Origin of the sequence: Paenibacillus sp. FSL R5-0928 (assembly GCF_037970385.1) — a bacterium.
Classification (GTDB): Bacteria; Bacillota; Bacilli; order Paenibacillales; family Paenibacillaceae; genus Paenibacillus_AQ; species Paenibacillus_AQ odorifer.
Genome location: NZ_CP150225.1, coordinates 2,240,208 through 2,260,774, shown reverse-complemented (window position 1 = coordinate 2,260,774; position 20,567 = coordinate 2,240,208). Strand labels below are relative to the sequence as shown.

Genomic DNA, 20,567 nt, shown 5'->3' with positions numbered 1-20,567 from the left:
TGAATTTCACCTCCTCCTATTACTCAAGTCCTTCATAGCTAAACCAGTCAAAATCAGCATAGCTTTCGCTCTTTGCACCTTGAGAGCTTGTGTACATCCCGATGTATGCTCCTGTGAACCCTCCGGCCAGATCGGTGCTGAGCACTCTGCCATCCGTCCGTTCGCAGAAGGCTGTCCACTTGGCGGCTTCAGAAGGTCTGTAATAGAAGCTGTACTCTTGTCCTCTGGCTTCCACCTTAAGCTGTACCTGATCCTGTGGATATGGCACTGACGCCAGCAGCTGCTCGCTGCCCCCCATCCGATGAATCAGCTGTAATACACGTTCGCCTGCCTCCAGCCCCAGTTCATAACGGAAGTGGTGATCCGCATTTTGGAGGAGAACAAGACCAGCCACTTCCCCTTCTGCAGCGGGACTAAACGTCATATCAGTCGCCGCCCTGAAGCTCAAATGCTGCTGGCGTCTACCGATATAAGATGGATTGGCAATCTCCGAGAGCCGTTCTGGCTTCAGGCGAAGCCGCAGAACTCCAGGCTTGTCGGTGAGACTCCAGAATTCACCCCGCGGTGTCCGCAGGAAATTCCAGATCGGTGCCAGCTCATAACCTATAAACTCATCGCGCGCAGGCAATTCCGGCCATTTTGTCTCCGGCAAATCCGGAGCCTCCGTCTCAAATTCCAGCACCCCTTTGCCGGGATTGACCACAGGCCATTCGTTCTCCCAGATTACCGGTGTCAGGAAGGTTTCACGTCCCAGATTGCGGTAATAACCACCGCTGGTTCGTGAAGCCAAGCAGAACATCCACCAGTCACCATGCTGAGTCTCCACTAGCTCTCCATGACCCACATTAACAATAGGATACGCTCTGCCAAGATGGCGATGCGTCAGAATCGGATTGGCTTTATGGCCCTCATAAGGACCTGTCACACTCTTGCTTCTGGCAATCGTAATCGCATGAGTATGCCCGGTTCCGCCCTCGGCAATCAGCACGTAATACCAAGCGCCGATCTTATAAATATGCGGTCCCTCTTGCGCATGAGCTACCTTGAGTGCGCCTTGCCAAATACTATGCTTCGGACCGATTAGCTTCCCTTGGCTGAGATCAATCTCCTGCAGCCAGATATCCATATGCTTCGGATAATCCTGCCCTTCCGGCGGAACACGGTTGCCGGTATAATACACCTTGCCGTCTTCATCGAAGAACAAAGAGGAGTCAATACCGGGTGCATCCTCCAGCCATACAGGGTCAGACCAGTCTCCGGTCGGATCGGTTGTTGTTACATAGAAATTATGCTGGTTCTTGTCATTGTCAATAAAAGTAGTAATCATATAGAAAACTCCCTCATGATAGCGGAGCGTCGGTGCCCAAATGCCCATGGAGGGAATCGAGTGATCCAGATTGAGCTGGGACGGGCGGTCCAGTACATGGCCAAGCTGGCGCCAATTGACCAGATCCTTGCTGTGGAAGATAGGAACGCCTGGGAAAAATTCAAAGCTTGAAGTCACAAGATAATAATCTTCACCAACACGGATAGCGGAAGGGTCAGGATAAAATCCCGGCAGCACTGGATTGCGGAATGTTCTCATTAAAAGTAATCCTCCTCAAAACAATTCAAATGTAAGCACCACCAATTATAGTTCGTATAAGTTTAACTTTCTTGTATTTTCTATGTTCTATTTCTTCATTTTTATACTTTCATGCTATATTGCCCATATTTCACTCCTTGTCAGCGAATAGCCTTTCCCTCTAGAATGGGTGTAATAGGATTTACCTGAAGGGGTGAGCAGCTTGGGAAAAAGAAAGAAATTGTACTCCCGCTTTTTTATGAGCCTAACCGCGATTTCAGTTTGCTGTATTCTAGTACTGGCTGTAGTGATCTTTTATTGGTACCGGAATATTACGATAGATAATGTCAACAAGGCGAACCAAAATGTACTGGTGAATACTGAAACCGTTTTTACAAACTATGAAGAGATCGTCCAGAACTACGCTATGGACTTCTATAGGAATCCAAACATCAACGCGCTCATGATGAATGGCGATACCAGCTGGAGCGACCAGTTGTACAGTGCCCTAAGCCAAATCCGCGGAGCATTGGTTGTGAACCAATATATGGAGAATGCCTACATCATGGGAGTGGATGAGCCTGTTGCCATGTTCGAAAACCTTCCGCTAAGCCCTGAATCGAAGCTGGAGCTGTTCTCGCGAATGCGGGATAACATCATTGTTGAGTCACCTTTTCTGTGGGAGGCAACCTTGAATAACGGTACCCCCATTACCCTGCTCACCGTGTTCTATAATGACCGGGCTTTTGCGGATAGCGAATATAATGGTGCGGTAGCACTGACCGTCAATTTGGGAAAGCTGCAGAATAATCTGTTTACGCAAAAAGAAGGCGAAGCCACCCGTTACGCTGTGCTTGACGGAAAAGCATCTGTGCTTATGCATAGTGCATTATCTGACATCCCTCTGGAAGAGGGCATGTTAAAGCAGGTGGTGTCCTCCACCTCTGAGAGAGGCTCTTTTGTCTATAGGGGAGGTGAAGAGCCGCTGCTGATTACTTATGTATATTCTGCAGCGGACAAGCTGTGGTTTGTGTCGGAGACTTCCTACAAGGATAGCATCCGTGATATCTCCAATGCCCGCAATCTGATGACTGGCCTATGCTTGGCCTTGATTGCCGCCGCATCTATAACCGCCAACCTGATCTCGCGGCGGATGTATAAGCCAATCGGCCGGCTGTTCGGCAATATCGCTCATCTATCTGGCAATGAAGAAGCGCTGAAAACCGGTGGCGATTTCGATACCGTAAGCCAGGAGCTCGAACAGATTGGCGTTAAGCTGGAGCAGCTAAAAAAAGAAAGCGATGATAGCGCCTTGATGCGGTGGCTGCTTTCCCCGCAGAGAACACCGGAGAACAGCAGGACACCCCTGATGAGTATAGCCGCTGCTGGGGGAGCATATTGTGTATGCGTGCTGGCCGCTCTGGAGCCCGAACAACCTCAAGACTCCGACTTCCGGCATACCTTTGAGGAAAACATACAGCAGATTGAACATGCCTTCTGTGAACTTGCAGCCATTCAATCCTTCCGCCCGCATCAGGGCACTGCTGTACTGATTCTGAGCGAGCTTCACAGCGGCAGCTTCGGCGATTACACTTTGTACCGCGGCAAATGGGAAGTAATCGCCGCTCAGCTACAGCTTTCCGGAGCCTGCTGCGTCTTCGGAATCAGCGGGCTGACGGATGATTTAAACCTACTAAGGACTAAATACAATGAGGCTGCAGACTGTCTGCAATATATTAAATTTCATGTGCAGCAGAACATCATCTTTGCCGATGATACGATCCATCTGAACAGCAGCCCAATGCCCGACAGTGCCCTTGAACCGGTACTGCAAGCCGTTAAGCAGACGGAACTCTCGAACCATATTCCGCAGGCAGTGGAGAGATTGCTGGCAGTAGCCTGCAGTTACCGCGTCGAGCCTGCCACCATCGCTTTATCGAGACTGGTCTTTGAGCTCAGTCGCACGGCTGAGCTTAATGCAGACGTCCAGCATTCCGGCTTTCTAGATAATTACCAGCATATCTGGCAGATCCAAAGCTATGACAAGCTATGGAATTGGATTGTAGACAGCTGTTATACCGCCCACGAGCGCATTGCCAGCATGAGTGCTGTACAGACCAAGAGCATTGCTGGTGAAGCCATTTGTTATATCAGAGATCATTATGATGACTCCAGGCTCTCCCTTAATGCCCTTGCCGACAAGCTATCGCTAAGTCCCGCTTATCTCAGTAGACTTATTGCCGACGAAGTAAACTGCAGCTTTCCCGATTTCGTTAACCTGCTGCGTCTGGAGCAGGCGCAGATGTTATTAGTCACAGAGCTTGGCTTGGATATCCGGGAAATTGCCGAGAAAGTGGGCTACAACAGCAGCACCTATTTTACAACCCAGTTCAAAAAGCGTTATGGGGTTACACCTTCCAAATGGAGAATGAATCATATTCTGCAAAAACAGAATCTTCCTGATTGACCCGCTAAAAGTAAGGAACAAAGGGGATGTCCCGGCAGCATTTTCATAGCCGGAGACATTCCCTTTTTGACTTTCTATGAATAATCCCTCGCGTCGCATATACTATGAGATTTCCCTTTAAATCAGGCTTTTTAGCACCTAAAAAACAAAAAAGTTCTGTTTTTTTCGTTTTTTTAAGCCGTCCTTTTCCGCTTTTTTTAACTTTTTTCCGTTTATTATGATAGCGTTTACATTCCGGGTGGATTTATGATTTTCATGTAAAGCGTTCTCCTAAAACAAGGGACGGAAATGACAACGCTAGTATAAAGGAGTGGACTGTTAATGATGCAAGAGGCTACATCGGAGACACAAGGAATGCCAAGTCCGGGAATCAGGACGGCCAAAGCCAAGAGCTTCCGTAAATCCCTAAGGAAGGACAGCTCGCTTTATTTGCTCGCTCTTCCGGGAATCGTCATTCTAATTCTTTTTGCTTATCTGCCGATGAGTGGTCTGATTCTCGTCTTTAAAAATTACAACTTCAACGACGGAATCTTCGGCAGCCCGTGGGCCGGCTTCTCTAATTTCGAGTTTTTCTTCTCTAGTATGGAAGATTCTCTTAGGGCTACACGCAACACGGTGATGTTAAATGCGCTGTATATGCTAACCGGCACGTTTTTTTCAGTGGCCATCGCCATTATTCTAAATGAGCTGCGCAGCAAATGGTTTATCAAAATCACGCAGAGCGTCATGTTTTTCCCGTATTTTATTTCCTGGATTATTATCGGAGCCATTCTGTTCTCCCTGCTGGATTACGACAAAGGCATTATGAACCAGTTGCTCCAGACATTCGGCTTCTCTCAGGTTGACTGGTATTCCAGCCCTTGGCTGTTCGTAATCATTCTCGTGCTAGCGAATATCTGGAAAAGCGCTGGTTACGGCGCCATCATCTATTATGCGGTGCTGCAAGGCATCGACACTTCCTATTATGAAGCTGCAAGAATCGATGGTGCCTCCAGATGGCAGATTATCACCAAAATTACGGTGCCAATGCTGATTCCGTCGATCATTCTGATGACGCTGCTGGGCATCGGGGGCATGCTGAAAGGCGATCTCAGTATGATTATGGGGGTAACGTTCCTGAATCCGTTGCTTCTGCCGACTACCGACATTATCGATGTGTATGTATACCGCACAGCCATCCGTTCCGGTGAATTCGGCTTTGCTTCAGCCATTACGCTCTATCAATCCGTCTTTGGTTTCATTCTGGTGCTGGTGGCCAACAAATTAGCCGGCTGGTATGACAAAGACAGCAAACTATTTTAGGAGACTGATAAGATGCAAACTACCGAAAACAAAGGCCTGCTCATTTTCTTTTACATCTGTATTGCCGTATTTTCAGTAATCTGTCTAGCGCCGTTTATTCTGGCAGTATCCGGCTCATTATCTACCGAATCCAGAATCGCCGCGGAAGGATATTCGTTCTGGCCCAGAGGCTTCACCTTTGAAACCTATGAATTCCTGTTTGGCTCCAAGGCGCAGCAGATTCTGCGGGCGTATTCCATGTCGGTGATCGTTACGGTGCTGGGTACCGTGTCGGCCGTATTGGTGACCACCGCTTATGCTTATGTCATATCCGTTAAAGGCTTCCGGCTCAAAAATTTCTTCGCCTTTTTCGCCTATTTTACAATGCTGTTCAGCGGAGGAACGCTGCCATGGTATCTGCTTAGCACCAAATATTATCATTTGGGCGATACGCTCATCGGCCTGTTCATCCCTTATGTGCTAAGCGTCTTTCTGATGTTTCTCATGGCTAACTATTTCCGCAGCATCCCGCATGAAATTGTGGAATCTGCGCAAATCGATGGTGCCGGACATCTGCGTATCTTCTTCAGCATTATGATTCCGCTGGGCCGCGTCGGACTGGTCACCATCTCGCTCTTTTACGCACTGCAATTCTGGAATGACTTCTATTTGCCACTAATGCTGGTATCCGATCAGGATCTCTATACGATTCAATATTTGATGTACAACATGATGGCGAACATTCAGTTCCTGGCTTCCGGCAACGCTGCTCAAATTGGTGGAGCTATCATCGCACCGCCACTGGAGACAGCCAAAATGGCAATGACCTGTCTGACCGTTTTGCCAATCGCCATATTATATCCTTTTCTCCAGCGCTTTTTTGTCAAAGGCATTATCGTAGGTTCAGTCAAAGGCTAATTTCCAGCAAAGATACCAAATTATGTTCGGTTGCACCGGGTTTATGCTCCCCTACTTCTTGATGTACAATGGGACTTAAGGGAGCTCGACCTTTGCAATAGATGCCTCAAACATTATGATTCTATTTCAGGAGGGTTCATCATGAAAAAGAAAAAAGGTTGGTTAAGTTTGCTCCTAGCTGCGGTGTTCTTGGTAAGTGGCTGTGCTCAGGGCAACAATGAAAGCGCTCCCCCTAGTTCCGGGACTGGAAATGAAGGTACCTCTTCCTCTACGGATAGCGGTAGTAATGACGGCAGCGCCTTGACTCCTGCCAAATTGAAAATTGTGCTGTACGGGGATGAGTCCAACCGGATGAAGGAACTAGCGAAGACATCGTTCTACGACACTATTAAGAAAGAAATCAATGCTGAGGTTGAATTTCAGTTTCTTCCTTGGACCGAATATGGCGGCGGCAAAACTGACTTAATGCTGTCTACAGGAGAAGACTTCGCAACTTATACAGATGCCAATTACATGGTAAAATCTGTGGCAAAGGGGCTTTATGCCGACCTCACTCCGTATGCCGATGCAGCAGCTGATTTGAGTAAAAATGTGGACGAGGCCTCCTTCAAAGCCTTTCAGCTGGAAGGCAAGCAGTATGCGATCCCCGTCGGCAACAAACCGAATTCTGCGGAATTCTACAGTGCACTAGTCAGACAGGATTTGCTTGAAGAAGCCGGCATGACGCAGGTTACTTCGCTGGGGGAACTAGAGCAGTTCTATGATAAGGTCCATGCCATTCATCCCGAACTGATCGGGTACGCCAACACCGATGCGCGCAGACTCCTACAATATGATTACACGGACAAAAACCTCTATTGGCAAAATGATTTTATTGCCCTGGATGAGTCTGTGAAGGATGATCAAATTATTAGCTGGTTTGAAACCGAAGAGTTCAAGAGTTATGCGAACCTTATGCACGGCTGGTATGAAAAAGGAATCATTCCGAAATATGCCGCCACCAATGTTCCGCAGCTGCAATCTGACTGGAACTCCGGTAAAGCGATGTTCTGGGCCGGCACAGCGGCACGCCCATTCGAAGGTGCGGCAACCATCTCACAAGCAGTGCCTGATGCCAAACTGGTCAACTATTTCCTCGGCAGCGGCCGTCCAAAAATCAGCCGCGGCACTTACAGCACCGCCTTTTTTGTCTCCACCGCAGCTAAAGACCCTGAACGTTATATTATGTTCTTCAATCTGCTGCAAAAAAACCAGGAGCTGTACGACTTGTTCGCCTACGGGATAGAAGGAACAGACTATACGCTGGATGAAAACGGGCGTTTGACTAAAATAACCACTGATTCGCTGATCCCTGACTGGCTGCTGATGAACAAAAACTTCATGCGTTTCGATAACACGGTACCGGATGAGTTTATTGCAGAATATAAAGCTTGGGACGATGGAGCTATCATTTCCAAAGGTGCCGGCTTCAACTTTGACAATACACCCGTCAAGAATGAAGAAACGAAGCTGAACGGCGTATTCACTGAATACCTCGCTCCGATTGGCAGTGGCTTCAGCGATTATGACACCGCCTTCCCCAAAGCGCTGGACAGACTAAAAGCAGCGGGAATAGACAAATATATCGCTGAATACCAAAAACAATTTTCCGAATGGTACGCTAAGCAGCAGTAAGCACCGCCGCGGCAATTATCATACCGGTCAACAAAGAAGCGTGCTCCTTAATGGAGACACGCTTCTTTGGCGTCACCGAACGACGTAGCTAACAGGCAGAAAAGCGTAATAGCATGTCCGATATTATGGTACAATTTGTAATACTAAGGCGGGGTGAAAAACTTTGAGGAATATTGTTAATGATACTCAGTTTCTCAGTGAAAGAGCTACGATGATGTACTATTTTCAAGATGAATTTTACAATCCTGAGAAAACTGAAATTTTTTATTCACCATCAGGGAAGTTTAAACTTGAAATCCATCACTATAACCATGTAGTAGGTATTATTAGATATAATTATACAAAAGGAATTATTACGGATAGTGAGCATAAAACCATCGACATAATATATAGAAACTTCGGCACATTTCTATTCAGTTGGTTAGAGATAAATGGCATAGAATATCTTTTAGGTGGGTTAGATTATCAAGGGTATTCAATTGTTAATTTATCAAATAAACAAACCAAACATTATGTTCCTGAAGAGGCATATAAAGGTCATGGATTTTGCTGGGGGGAAATAATATATTTTCAACAAAAAAAATTAATAGTGATTGATGGATGCTATTGGGCATGTCCTTATGAACTTGTTTTTTATGATTTTTCTAATCCGATGAATATGCCATATAATGAATTATTTCGCGTGGAAGTTGACAGTATAACAAATTGGGATAATTGGAAAGATTACTGTAGGGTTAGATATCTTGATGGGGAAAACAACGAGAAAGAATTTGTATTTTAGAGACTACACTAACGGAAAACGATAGTGGGGGAGCTTCCTATAAGGTAGCTCTTCTTTTCTATTAAACTAACCGGTAACAACTAAGGGAATATTGGAGGAATACTTTTATTGTAATTAATGATCGAGTGTTGCCCGTTATAGGTTAATACTATAAATATTATTTCTATTATATATTAGACCAATAAACGCCTATAGCGCTATTATGTTATTTATAATAATAACGTGGAGGGATAGTCTGATGTCTATTTATGATTTTCAAGCAAAGTCAATTCATGGTGAGCCTGTTGAATTGTCCATTTATCGAGGAAAAGTTCTGCTTATTCTGAACACTGCCAGTAGGTGCAGCTATTCTCGCCAATTACCTGATCTCCAAAAAATTTACGAAATTCACCATGAGCAAGGGTTTGAAATACTTGGTTTTCCTTGTAACCAATTCAACGAGAAGGAGCCAGAAAGCAACTCGGAAGTACATGAATATTGTGAGAGCAACTTTGGAGTTAAGTTTCCTTTATTTGAGAAAGTTGAGGTTAGGGGACCGTCTGCCCATCCTTTATTTCAATATCTAACACAGCAAGCACCATTTCAAGGATTCGATACTGAGACATCAGGCGGTAAATGGATGCAGGATTTTCTGCAGGAAAAGTATCCGGACATATATGCCGGCGATGGGGTTAAGTGGAATTTTTCGAAGTTTTTAATCGATAGAAACGGTCATGTATACGGTAGATACGAAACAACGACTAAACCTTTTGACATAGAGCCATTTATTGAGTCACTTCTTTTAAAGTAAATGAATCCGATTGGTAATTTAACCCACAGAGAACGATAGTTTAACATAAAGGGTTTACATATTAGGCATGCAAAACATATATAGACCCTCTCCATTTTTTATCGGATTACTTCCTTTATTTATGTATATATCTTTACTGCCTGACGACGATACCGATTTCTTTCAACTGAAGCACCATCTTTTTGACTTCAATAAAAAGACAACCTTCTTCAAGAAGGTTGTCTTTTATGTGATCAAGCGCTTGCTTGTAAGCTAAGCAAACTCCCCATCGTAAGTTCTTATTCACTAATCGTTGCGTTATCGTATAAGTCAACCAATTCGTCGAAGGAGGTAATAATGACATCAGAGCCCTTCAGCTCATCCTGACGTCCGAAGCCTGCATAGGCGCAGCCGATTACGGTCTGGCCATTTCCTTTACCTGCCTGAACATCAGAAGAACGATCCCCAACCATCCAGGCACTGCTGATACCATGATTATCCAAAAGAATACGTAGCAGCTCGGTCTTAGTCGCAGTGCCTTGACCTCCCGCACTATACAAGCCTTCGAACAACGCCTTAAGCTCATGCACCACAACGATGCTGTGAATATAATCCTCCAGCCCGTTGCTAGCCACAAACAGCTTCACTCCGCGCTCTTTAAGCGCTGTCAGTGTCTCAACCACCTGTGGATACAGTAGTGTGCCTCCGGCTTCAAGCCCTTCAATCTCCAGCTGCAGGAGCAATTCATCCGCCCGGCGGTGCACGGCTTCATCTGCTTCAGGCATAACATTCTTCCAAATGTCTGCCAGCAACATTCCTAAGCAGCCTAGAATACGTTCTTCTGGTGGTGTAGGTCCTACGTATAGTCCCTCTTCCCGCAAAATATCGAACATTTTATGATATGCAGGCAATAAAAGACTTTCAGTCTGGAACAATGTTCCATCCATATCAAATACAATCGCTTCTGGCTTGTTCAGTTTCGCATGAACCACGTTTTGTTCCGTTCCTTGTACTTCGTTACTCATCTGTTGTTCCTCCCCATTCTGTTCTACTTCAGGTAAGACATTCATCTGTGCGATATTTCCAGTACAAGCCCTATGATATATGAAATCGCTTTGTAATGTCCATGCTCTTAACTTTTTCTGTTGCAGTTTATATTTCGTTGTGCTATATTTCAATCTGTAATATTACAACTTGAAATATAAAGGAGAAATAACCATGTCAAATCCATTAATCATACGCTTCCTCAAGCAGCCTGCTACCATCATTGGAATTATAACTGCACTGTTGTTCCAAGTTTTTTTCAGCTTAATTTGGATTACAGGGTACGATCATGTAACGGATCGGGTAGATCAGTTGCCCATTGCTATTGTTAATGAGGATGGTACAAATGCCCAGCCTATAGTCGATGGGATTGCAGGATCACTTCAGTTCGTAACCAGACAGGATCTCCAACTAGAAAATGCAAAAGAAGCACTTGAGCATAGAGAAATCCGCATGATTATCAATATTCCCCAAGGGTTCACTGGACAGATCAGTAATCCATCTGCAAAGACTGAACTCCACTACTTCTTAAATGAATCTAATCCGCAGATGGTCAGCAATGTCATGCAGACGGTAGCACTTAAAGTCACGGCTGCAATGAACACTCAAAGCAGTAATTCAGCACTAAGCCACACCTTGGATGCTATGAATCTGCCGCAGGCACAAGCGGAGATCATCAAAAGTGCTGCAAGCAGCCGCATTTCCGCCAACGTCGAAATCATTAACCCTACAACTAATTTTGCACAAACTATGGTTCCCTTAATGATCGTTACCGCCTCATTTACCGGTGCAATGTTACTCGCGATGAATCTCCATAAAGCTTCCTCCAACTTGTCTGGACAATTTAGTAAATGGAATCGCTTTGCAGCCCGATTTGTCATTATGGGTGGAACGGCTGTGCTTATCTCACTAGTGGGAACTATCATGGTTAACTCACTCGGTATCCACTCTAATCGTGGCTTTCTGCTTATGTGGCTGTTCGAGTTCACGGTAATTCTCTCCTGCATGATCCTTGCTCAGTTTAGTCTGCTGCTCCTCGGGGATGCTGGCGGCTGGCTAAATATTGCCCTTCTCTCCATGCAAATGTTAGCGTCCGGAGCAACTATTCCACGCGATGTGCTTTCACCTTTTTATAACTGGATCGGTCCCTTCTCACCCGCTTACTATGCAGTTAATGGTATGCTCGACCTGGTTATCGGGGGTAACGGGGTATGGAAAGATATGTTCTATTTACTCTGTATTGGGGCAACAATTGCTGTATTAAGCGTACTTGTCACTTTCCTCCGTAAAGAAACTCGGATCTCACGAGAACAAGAGCCCGTGCCAGTAAATGCGTAATTATACAGTTTGCCACTCCGGCTATGCCATTTCAAATTGAGAGCGATATGCAGTTGTGATATGGTAGGAAGTGAAAGAAAGGAGCGGCAATGATTTATGAACATACAAGATGTTATTCTGGGGATTTTAAGCGAAAAACCTCATTCTGGTTACGAGATAAAACGACATTTCGAGGAATACTTCTCATTTTTCTTCGATGCCAGCTATGGCACGATCTATCCTACCCTAAGCAAGATGGAAAAGCTGAATCTGATCACTAAAGAATCTGTGCGACAGGAAGGCAAACCCGACAAAAATGTATTCACCATTACCTCTGCCGGCTTGGATCAGTTCCACGCTTATCTACAATCACCAGCCGAAAAAGATGTTCTGCGTTCTGACTTTTTTATGCACCTGTATTTTGGGGAAAAGACGGACAAAGAGAACATAGATAATCTGCTTCGGCAAGCATTGATAGAAAAGCAGGCAATGTACGACGATCTGGAACAGAAGTTGAACCAGCTAGATTACAAGTTATCTTCCTACCAGAAGTTGTGCATGGAGCTAGGCCTCGTACAATATGATGCTTTTATCAAAAAAATCCAAAGTGTGCTAGAGTCTAAATAAAACCCGCTTTCGAAAGTACACCATAAAAAAAAGAACCGGTATTACAGGCACATCTTGTGCTTGTAATACCGGTTCTTTTTTTTGAAATCATATGTGGTATATGGATTATGCTCTATCAAAGCTTGCAATAAGTTCATCAAGAACATCTTTGCTTACCATTTTACCTTTGAAATTGATCAGGTTTTCTGAGCTTCCGGAGAAGATACAAGTTGGCTCATATTTTCTAAGGATAATCTTTTCAGCGTCTACAAAAATTTCGAGCGGGTCTTTTATGTCGATTCCCATTGTTCTACGCAGTTCAATAGGAATTACGATACGTCCCAATTCATCCACTTTTCTTACTATGCCTGTTGCTTTCATCATCGTACATCCTCCCTTGAAGTCACATTTATAATCATTCTTGCTAAAAGCTATGTACGCTTCTATATGATAGTAATGATTACGCTACTACCTAATTCTAAAGTTCTATTCATTTCCTGTCAATTATTTTTCTACATTATATGATATTATTCGACAAAATTTCGACAATGTATGATATCTGTTGAGCACCAAGAGATGAAGCCGTGTCAGAACACAAAAAAATAGGGGCTTCTCTGGAATGTCGAAATCCACCCAGAATGTAACCCTACTTGATGACAATTCTACCCTAAAATACCTTCGTTAATCTATTTGTAAATCTTGTCACTCCGCTTATCCGCAATCACAAGTAGGAAATTGTCGAAAACTAGCAAGAACGCTACTCCGTCATTTACCCAGATGTTTAGTAAGTCAAACTTAAATAGGATCTATCATTGGAATAATAATTTCGCTATGAGTAGTGTGTGTATCGAATCCTCATGTAAATACAAGGCTGATGATATCACTGTAGTGTAAATACGATGAATCCGGAAGTCGACTAACGAGGGGCTAGCAAAGAAGTTATTAATGGAGGGTATTCTAAGTGTTTGATGATTTTTGTCCCCCATTAAGAGAGTAAATAAACTATAGAATTATAAAGTTCTCCGATAAAGGTTTCATCAATCTGTTTAATATTGATAATACGTTCCTGGCATAAGCCATTTACAGCAAAAGTTGCTTGAAAGTAACCGTTTAATGGTTCAATGTCTATTTCAATATCCGTTTCTATTTTATCCGAAATATCATAGCCATATAAGACATATATCGCGATATCGTAAGATTTCTTATTCAGAATTAAGGAAAAATAGGAAGATGTCTGCGCTGAGTTTGTCTCAGGAACATAGTCTATTCCGTATAAAACTCCGATAGGGTGATTCGATGCAAAATAACTGTTATAGTTATTATTTTTAAATTGCCCTTTTAACCAGAGAATAACTTCAAAGTCAGTGTCAGCAGGGATGTAAATAGAAACCATTGGCTCTTCGATCAGCAACGGGGTGCTGTTAAGTGTGTAAATGTTGTGTATTTTGAATAAGCTATGCCATAACTTAATGTTAGTACACTGATTGTTAACTATCTTGTTCATATCTTTTCCTTGGTAATTGTCAATAAACACTACATTTTTATTGTATTTCGAAGCAATCCACTGTAATTCAACATAAGCATCAGGGTAAAGATCTCTGCTGATCACAACGAGAGTCTCAATATTTTCATTGTAAGCCAATAGGGCTGCATCAACAGCATCATAAGCCGACTCAGCGGGAACGACAATTTCACCGTGTATGTTAACGCAAAGATTCCGATTGTCCAATTTGCATTTTCCGTTCACATAGCATACTAATATATCACTTATCCAATCAGGGTCAGCATAGCAAATAAACAAGTGTTTATCGTCCCTATAGTTATTTGCCATTTTCGACAACATGAGTTTTATTTGCTGCAAGTTAGTTAGGTGAGATTTACCAATGAGTTCACATACTTTGGCTGTAATCATGGGCGCGGCAAAGCTGTTCGAGTTGCTGCACTCTTTACCATTCAAATGATGTCTAGCAAAAGCCGTAAATTCTATACCGTCGATGATATTATCATTGAGATAAAACTCCCCTTCGTGCAGCGTGTTGCTTACCTCTCTCTTAACGCCTATAACGTTTGAAAAAGAAGCTGGATATGTAATATAATCATGATTACTTGCGGCACTTACAATAACTAAGCCTTGACCAGCAACCTTGTTTATAACTCTCTGCGTTTCTAATAAATCCGCTGAGCAATGGCTTCCCAAGCTGATATTTACAACTTGGATATCATTTTGAACGCACCATTCTAGTGCACTATACAACTTCTGGATATTTCCCCTTAAGGTATCAGACAATATCTTCAAGCTATACATATAGATTTCCGGATAATAGTGCTTAATTATGCCTGCGCAGATGGTGCCGTGAGTTATTCTTTCGGGACTGTCTATTGTATAAGCGTCTATTGTGAAATCTTCATTGAAGATCAACTGTTGAACAACCGGTTCACCTAGCAAATATTCGTTGATACCATCATCAATCACGGCAATTTTCACTTTAGCTTCGATGTTCATCATCTCCTTTTACAGATCGACAAAAATAAAACCGCCTCATTGGTCACAAATCCATTGACCCAGGCGGTAGTCATGATTAAAAAAGTGATTAATCATTTAATTAAACAGGTTCTTTTTCCGCAGCATCGAATCCAGACTAGCTTGTAGCACACTATTTAAATACATGCTATCTTCTTCACCATTATTGGAGTTGTCAATAAATAACCCGAATTGTGATAGGCTAGAGCTGCTACTTAATTTACTCAACGAGTCTAACTGCTCCGCCTTTCTTTTTTTTTCTGCCTCTACTTCTTTATTAATCTTCTCCCGCTCGGCAGGTGTTAAATAATCACCAATCACCCAAAAAGTAGCTGTTCCATCCGGATGTATAATGACGCCACTGGCATCACCGGGTTTATCATTAGCGCTGGAAGCAAAATGATCCTGAATAATTGCTTCTACCCTTTTTTGCATTTGTGGATCTGTTGCCGACTGATTCAGTATATTTGGAGCAATGGTTACATTCCCTTTGCCAACACTACCAGAGTATACACTTTTCACTGCTTCATTGTTCTTTGGTATGGCTTGAACGTTGATTTTAATGTCGAATTTTTTTTCCAATTCCGTCAAAACCGCTTCCGAACTCGATGTCGATAGCGCGTCTTGAAATGAAATCTCTGAACTCTTATTTTTCTGGATTACCATTGCAGCCCCCGCACGATTCAGGCTACTGAGTGAAGCTACATTCAACAACTTAAACCAACTCCCTTATTCTTTTTTCCTGTAGAATGCGGCAAACTGTATTATTAATTCGATCTAGGCTGTTGAAGCATCCATTTAATATATCGGTTTCCGGAATTTGTATTTTTAGTTTTTCCTCAATATGTACAAATAGAACCAACAAATCCCGTGGTGAGAACTGCATCGCCTCGCCCAATAAATCTTCATAGAAGTAGTTTTCATTAAGCTTGATCTTGTCCATTCCCATTACGTCGAATAATATTTCGTTTATCTGTTCACGCACTTGATCCAGATCCATAAATATCACCCTTCTTTTATACGATTTGCATATTTTCCTGTAACAATAGAGCTTCACAGCATTCTGCTAATTTCAAAGTGTCTGTCCCATTTAACGAATTAAACAGAGGAACCTTTGACTCTAGCGATATTTGTGCAATTTTTTCATCAACCAACTTAGAATCAACCGTAAAAAACTTCAATTCTTTATCCTGTTTGCTTCTGCCCGTATCAAATTTATGATTTGACATATTAAAACAATCAATATCAAAACCTAATTTATGCTTTGTTGACACACATATCTTATCGAGAAACTCTCCATTAAAATCATCATAGGTCAAGTTCATAATACCGACATCCGGATGGATTGCACTAGCCGCCTCGAATGCAGTAATACCAAATCTATTGGTAAACAGATTATTATATACCATTGTCCCGCCTGGAATTCCGATAATCATTACATCAGGTCGTTCGTTCAATTCAATATATTTACAGAAGTGATTAAAAAGAAATATTTTATCTATCTCCGCTTCTTTATGATTAAACATAAAATCAGGAAAAGAATGAAATCCCATAATCTCACAATAAGATTTTGTCCCAATTTGACTTACTTTGTACCCTTCTTTCAAGAAATAATCCCTTAGGCTAAGCTGAACATCAAATTTATTGGATTTTTCCATAAGACTCGCCACGCAGATTATCGGAACATTAATATCCAGCAGTATTTTCTCAACGAGTTCTACTTTCGTTCTGTCAATGTCAATTCCAAAAAAACTTGTGAGTTCCACATTATTTTTCAGGCATACCTTCTTTACCATTTCAACTTCATGATCAGCACATCTGTTAAGCAGAACAATATCTTTCCCCATCTCTGCGGCTTTGATAATTGTCGGGAACACCACTTTTTCAAAACTGCATTCAAATTCACAAATCATTAACACATCAAATTCATCATCTGAAAAAGAATCTTTAACTTTTATACCCACATCCTCACCATAATAGCTGTACGCTGCATCTTTTTCATTCAGTCCAAAACCTAAAGGTGCCATTAATGAAACAAGCTCAAAGTTGCCCAGTAAATTGGAGAATCTGACGACCGGACCGAAATCTGCATGATATGGATAAACAATTGCTCTTTTTTTCACCATTGTCTCCCCCATTACACTTTTTCTTTATCAAAGTCGTAGCCTAACTCTCTTAGTACGCAATAATCTTTAAACAAACTCTCAGTGTTTTCTTTAACTTTATTGCAGATACTTAATTTTTTGGCAGCAGAAAACTCACTGATATCATCGGCGGCCATTGCACAAGAAGTGCAATATCTAAAGGCCCAGCACTCTTTGCATTCTTTCTCCGTTATTGTTCCAATGTTTAGTATGTTCCGGATATTATCCAATTCAAAGCCTGTATCTATATGCCCAATCCTCATTACACTAGATGCTTCACTAACTCTTTCACAGGGATACAGAGCACCGTCAGCATTCACAAACAATCGTTGTACTCCTGGAACACACGGTCCGGAATGATGGTCTTTTTTTACATCATAGAAAGAGATTCTAAGCCTGTTATGGACATTCTCCTGGATTTGATCAAAGCTTTCCATCACCAGCTTGGATACATCATTTTTCTTAAGCCTATCAAATTTATAAAGAAATAATTTGAAAACTTCGTAATTATACATCTTGATAAAACTGTCATTGATTAAGGACTCACTTTTTTTGTAGCTACTTGCTATATCACTTGCCATAACAGCAAAGTCTTTTACGGTCTCATAGTTTGAAAAAAAGTTTGTGGAACAGCTAAAATCTGAATTTGGATCAATTACTGCATTGAACATCACTTTATCAACATAGTCTGGTGTTTTGTTTTTGATATTTTCAATATTATCCATAATAGTCTGAAAACTGCCTTTATTATTTACCGCAAAAACTCGGTTTCTATCATGCGCGACTTCATCGCCGTCCAGGCTGATCGTTAAATTAAAATCATTAGAAGATAAGAACTCTAAGGTTTCGTCGGTAATTAAAGTTGCGTTTGTAGTAAGGTTAAACGTTAGTTCTTTGCCCGCACTTTGTTCTCTGGCATAAGCAACACAAGCTTTTATTAAGTCCATTTCCAGTAAGGGCTCTCCTCCATAAAATCCAATATTAATAATTGGAGAATCTACGGAGTGCTCAATCAAAAACTTAATTGCTTTCAAAGCAACCTCTTTTTTCATTCTCTTATTGGTATGTACTCTGTGTAAGTAGCTCCCTGAATACGCGCAATAGCTGCATCTTAAATTACAGTTTTGCGTGACCTGCAAAGTTATCGAGCCAACGCTTCTGCTTAAATTGTGCTGCAAAGAGTCGCTCATGGGATGAATCATCTCAAAATCCTGTTTCTCCGCCAAAAAACCGGAATCAAATAAGTTTTGAATCTCCGGTTCCACTTGTTCAAAGTTTGAATTTCTATAGTTCAACAAAGCCTGATAAGATCTTTCATTTAATTTAAGAAATGTATTTGCATTCGCATCGAACATATATTTTCCCGTTACCGTTTCAAATAAATGAAATACTGGCACCTGAACTCCCCCCACTCTAAAAGTGAAGCAGGACAGCTTTTTTAATAAAGCCATTTAGCCATCCTGCTCTTAGCTATACTTAAGATTGCACTTACTACCCGATTCCAATAGCAGTCATCTTCATGGAGTTACCAGTATAGGTTACTTGTTTCATGGCTGCTTTGTTTGATCCGCTGGCATTGCATGTACATGCATAACAAGGACATGCACTGCAAGCTGCATATGCCTCCAACGTTTCATAATTTGCATTTGTTCTTTTTACAAGTTGTTTCATATGCCTATTCCTCCTTTCAAATCGTATTTATCTAAATATCAATATTTGATATTTAAATCACTCGAAGGGTAAACCCATTAAACGAATTGATGCTGTTGTGTGATGAGCCGATACCTTTCATTTGTATAAGACAACTTCTCATGAAGTCCAATAGCGGAGACCTGGCCTTTTTCTAAAAAGATTACTCTATCCACATGCTTCAGAATTTCCGGCCTATGACTGACTATAATCACTGTATTGTTACTGAGTGCTGTATCTAATAGATGGTTGATGGCTTGTTCAGAGTGAAGATCAAGGTTGGAGGTCGCTTCATCAAAAATCACCATAGGCCTGCTTTTTACTAATGCTCTGGCTATCGCGATTTTTTGTTTTTGTCCACCGGACAACTTGTTCCCATTAGAACCTACGACATAATCCTCAAACCGGCTTGTATCCTTCTCTAATAATTGGGTAGCCTCAATAGCCTGTCTATACTGCTCCTCATGGTTTTCACTGTAAAGTTTTATGTTATTTTCGATGGTTGTGTCAAAAAGATATATCTCTTGACTAACAGTCGAAATTAATTCCCGATATTCATTCAAATTAATAGCCTTAATATCCACTCCGTCAAATAAAATTTTTCCTGCAAGTGGTTCGTAAAACCTCTGGATTAAATTTAGGATTGTAGACTTCCCCGAACCATTCATTCCTACAATGGCCACTTTCTCATGGCTGCCAATCGTGAAATTCACATTTGACAAGATCAGTTCAGTATCATAAGCAAAGCTTACATTTTCAAACTGAATGCTCCCAAAAGGGTTGAGTCGCTTCATACCAATGTTGGCGGATTCTACATCACAAGCTTCGATTTCTTCCTCGAGCAATGAATAATACCTTCGGGCAGAAGGCATTATTCCCGACAATAAGTATCCAATATTCAACATCGATGAGATAGGAGTGGTCACATAAGCGCTATAGGTAATAAATGCAAATATACTTCCTACCGAAAGCTTTGAATCTAATATCATCGTCGATCCAGAAGCATATATTAGAAGAACTAGTCCTCCAATTAGAAATCTCTCCACAGTAATCCGCCAATTATCCAATAAACTGATTCCCATATGGGAGGTTATTACTTGATTCTGCTTGTCTGCAAATTCTTTTTCTTTGAAAATGAATAAATTAAAAAGCCTTGTTTCCTTCACACCATTCAAACTATCCTCAAACCAATGCGAATATTCTCCATCCTTCGTGATGTATTTTTCCGCAAGAGACTTTCTTTTTTTAGCAAACGATTTCAAAATTAAATATTCTATAGGGATTAAAATAAGCACAATAAGTGTAAGTTCCCAACTTATGATAAAAAGTCCAATAACTCCTCCTACCAAACTAAAACACTGACTAACAATAAAAAGCATGCTACCATCCGTTATTTGCGAAATATTCGATATATCGGTGCTAACGCGATTTAAAATTTCACTGCAGTTTTTATCAGTGAAATATTTCACTTTCACTTTCATAAGTCGATCAAATGCAGCTTTATGCAAGGAGTAGATAATATTTGAAGCTATTTTTATTCTTCGTTTTTCTTTGAGCAAATCTAAAAAGCTACTGAACATAGACAAAAGAAAGATGTAGATTGCCGTTAAAATAATGGTTCTAACATCTGATTTCATAAATCCTTCATCAATAATAATTTTGTTGAACATCGGCAAAATGGAACTAATCAAAGTAGAAAATATTAAGAGCAGAAAAATAATACATAAATTCTTTTTATGCGCTTTAAATAATCCGATAAGTTTTTCAAGGGTATCCTTATCATTCATAGAAT

General features: G+C 41.7%; 19 protein-coding genes. 8 read left to right on the top strand and 11 right to left on the bottom strand.

Annotation, left to right across the window (positions count from 1 at the left end):
* Positions 1–19: 19 nt before the first annotated feature.
* Entirely contained in the window at positions 20–1,585 is a 1,566-nt protein-coding gene (locus MKZ16_RS09845; RefSeq protein WP_076104089.1) for a glycoside hydrolase family 43 protein, read from the bottom strand.
* Between the two features lie 202 nt (positions 1,586–1,787).
* Between MKZ16_RS09845 and MKZ16_RS09840 the strand changes: the two genes are divergently transcribed.
* The 6 genes from MKZ16_RS09840 to MKZ16_RS09815 all read left to right on the top strand — a co-directional run bounded on the left by MKZ16_RS09840 (position 1,788) and on the right by MKZ16_RS09815 (position 9,475).
* Complete coding sequence (locus tag MKZ16_RS09840; protein WP_076104090.1) at positions 1,788–4,031, top strand: helix-turn-helix domain-containing protein; 2,244 nt, start codon at positions 1,788–1,790, stop codon at positions 4,029–4,031.
* 321 nt (positions 4,032–4,352) lie between these two features.
* The gene (locus MKZ16_RS09835; RefSeq protein WP_051491306.1) at positions 4,353–5,333 is read left to right on the top strand and encodes an ABC transporter permease subunit; all 981 of its coding nucleotides are present in this window, start codon (positions 4,353–4,355) and stop codon (positions 5,331–5,333) included.
* Positions 5,334–5,345: 12 nt separating this feature from the next.
* Positions 5,346–6,230: a carbohydrate ABC transporter permease gene (locus MKZ16_RS09830; protein WP_036684008.1), complete on the top strand. Its 885-nt coding sequence runs from the start codon at positions 5,346–5,348 to the stop codon at positions 6,228–6,230.
* Positions 6,231–6,371: 141 nt separating this feature from the next.
* The gene (locus tag MKZ16_RS09825; protein WP_076104091.1) at positions 6,372–7,904 is read left to right on the top strand and encodes a DUF3502 domain-containing protein; all 1,533 of its coding nucleotides are present in this window, start codon (positions 6,372–6,374) and stop codon (positions 7,902–7,904) included.
* Between the two features lie 163 nt (positions 7,905–8,067).
* Complete coding sequence (locus tag MKZ16_RS09820) at positions 8,068–8,685, top strand: hypothetical protein (RefSeq protein WP_076296036.1); 618 nt, start codon at positions 8,068–8,070, stop codon at positions 8,683–8,685.
* Positions 8,686–8,923: 238 nt separating this feature from the next.
* The gene (locus MKZ16_RS09815) at positions 8,924–9,475 is read left to right on the top strand and encodes a glutathione peroxidase (protein ID WP_076099986.1); all 552 of its coding nucleotides are present in this window, start codon (positions 8,924–8,926) and stop codon (positions 9,473–9,475) included.
* Between the two features lie 133 nt (positions 9,476–9,608).
* Here the strand turns inward: MKZ16_RS09815 and MKZ16_RS09810 are convergent, their stop codons facing one another.
* The gene (locus tag MKZ16_RS09810; RefSeq protein ID WP_339815603.1) at positions 9,609–9,761 is read right to left on the bottom strand and encodes a hypothetical protein; all 153 of its coding nucleotides are present in this window, start codon (positions 9,759–9,761) and stop codon (positions 9,609–9,611) included.
* Positions 9,754–10,479, bottom strand: a complete 726-nt coding sequence (locus MKZ16_RS09805; protein ID WP_051491308.1) for an HAD hydrolase-like protein — start codon at positions 10,477–10,479, stop codon at positions 9,754–9,756. Before MKZ16_RS09805 ends, MKZ16_RS09810 begins: the two co-directional genes overlap by 8 nt.
* A gap of 193 nt (positions 10,480–10,672) precedes the next feature.
* On the opposite strand from MKZ16_RS09805, the gene MKZ16_RS09800 reads away from it, so the two are divergent.
* The gene (locus tag MKZ16_RS09800) at positions 10,673–11,836 is read left to right on the top strand and encodes an ABC transporter permease (RefSeq protein ID WP_076104093.1); all 1,164 of its coding nucleotides are present in this window, start codon (positions 10,673–10,675) and stop codon (positions 11,834–11,836) included.
* Positions 11,837–11,932: 96 nt separating this feature from the next.
* Positions 11,933–12,442, top strand: a complete 510-nt coding sequence (locus MKZ16_RS09795; protein WP_036684013.1) for a PadR family transcriptional regulator — start codon at positions 11,933–11,935, stop codon at positions 12,440–12,442.
* Positions 12,443–12,547: 105 nt separating this feature from the next.
* Here MKZ16_RS09795 and MKZ16_RS09790 read toward each other — a convergent pair whose 3' ends face one another.
* The 8 genes from MKZ16_RS09790 to MKZ16_RS09755 all read right to left on the bottom strand — a co-directional run bounded on the left by MKZ16_RS09790 (position 12,548) and on the right by MKZ16_RS09755 (position 20,562).
* Entirely contained in the window at positions 12,548–12,805 is a 258-nt protein-coding gene (locus MKZ16_RS09790; protein WP_036684015.1) for an AbrB/MazE/SpoVT family DNA-binding domain-containing protein, read from the bottom strand.
* Positions 12,806–13,406: 601 nt separating this feature from the next.
* A complete protein-coding gene (locus tag MKZ16_RS09785) occupies positions 13,407–14,927 on the bottom strand; it encodes a S8 family serine peptidase (RefSeq protein ID WP_080742448.1) in 1,521 nt (506 codons plus the stop codon).
* A gap of 93 nt (positions 14,928–15,020) precedes the next feature.
* Positions 15,021–15,656 (bottom strand): DUF6033 family protein, encoded by a 636-nt coding sequence (locus tag MKZ16_RS09780; RefSeq protein ID WP_036684019.1) that lies wholly within the window; start codon positions 15,654–15,656, stop codon positions 15,021–15,023.
* 1 nt (position 15,657) lies between these two features.
* On the bottom strand, positions 15,658–15,942 hold the full coding sequence (locus MKZ16_RS09775; protein ID WP_036684022.1) for a hypothetical protein: 285 nt from the start codon (positions 15,940–15,942) through the stop codon (positions 15,658–15,660).
* Positions 15,943–15,958: 16 nt separating this feature from the next.
* Positions 15,959–17,080: a TIGR04066 family peptide maturation system protein gene (locus tag MKZ16_RS09770; RefSeq protein WP_081383809.1), complete on the bottom strand. Its 1,122-nt coding sequence runs from the start codon at positions 17,078–17,080 to the stop codon at positions 15,959–15,961.
* A complete protein-coding gene (gene ccpM / locus MKZ16_RS09765) occupies positions 17,080–18,537 on the bottom strand; it encodes a Cys-rich peptide radical SAM maturase CcpM (protein ID WP_217904434.1) in 1,458 nt (485 codons plus the stop codon). The genes MKZ16_RS09770 and ccpM overlap by 1 nt, the downstream gene beginning before the upstream one ends.
* A gap of 40 nt (positions 18,538–18,577) precedes the next feature.
* Positions 18,578–18,757: a CLI_3235 family bacteriocin precursor gene (locus MKZ16_RS09760; protein WP_036684027.1), complete on the bottom strand. Its 180-nt coding sequence runs from the start codon at positions 18,755–18,757 to the stop codon at positions 18,578–18,580.
* A gap of 77 nt (positions 18,758–18,834) precedes the next feature.
* Positions 18,835–20,562: an ABC transporter ATP-binding protein gene (locus MKZ16_RS09755; protein WP_036684028.1), complete on the bottom strand. Its 1,728-nt coding sequence runs from the start codon at positions 20,560–20,562 to the stop codon at positions 18,835–18,837.
* Positions 20,563–20,567 lie beyond the last annotated feature (5 nt).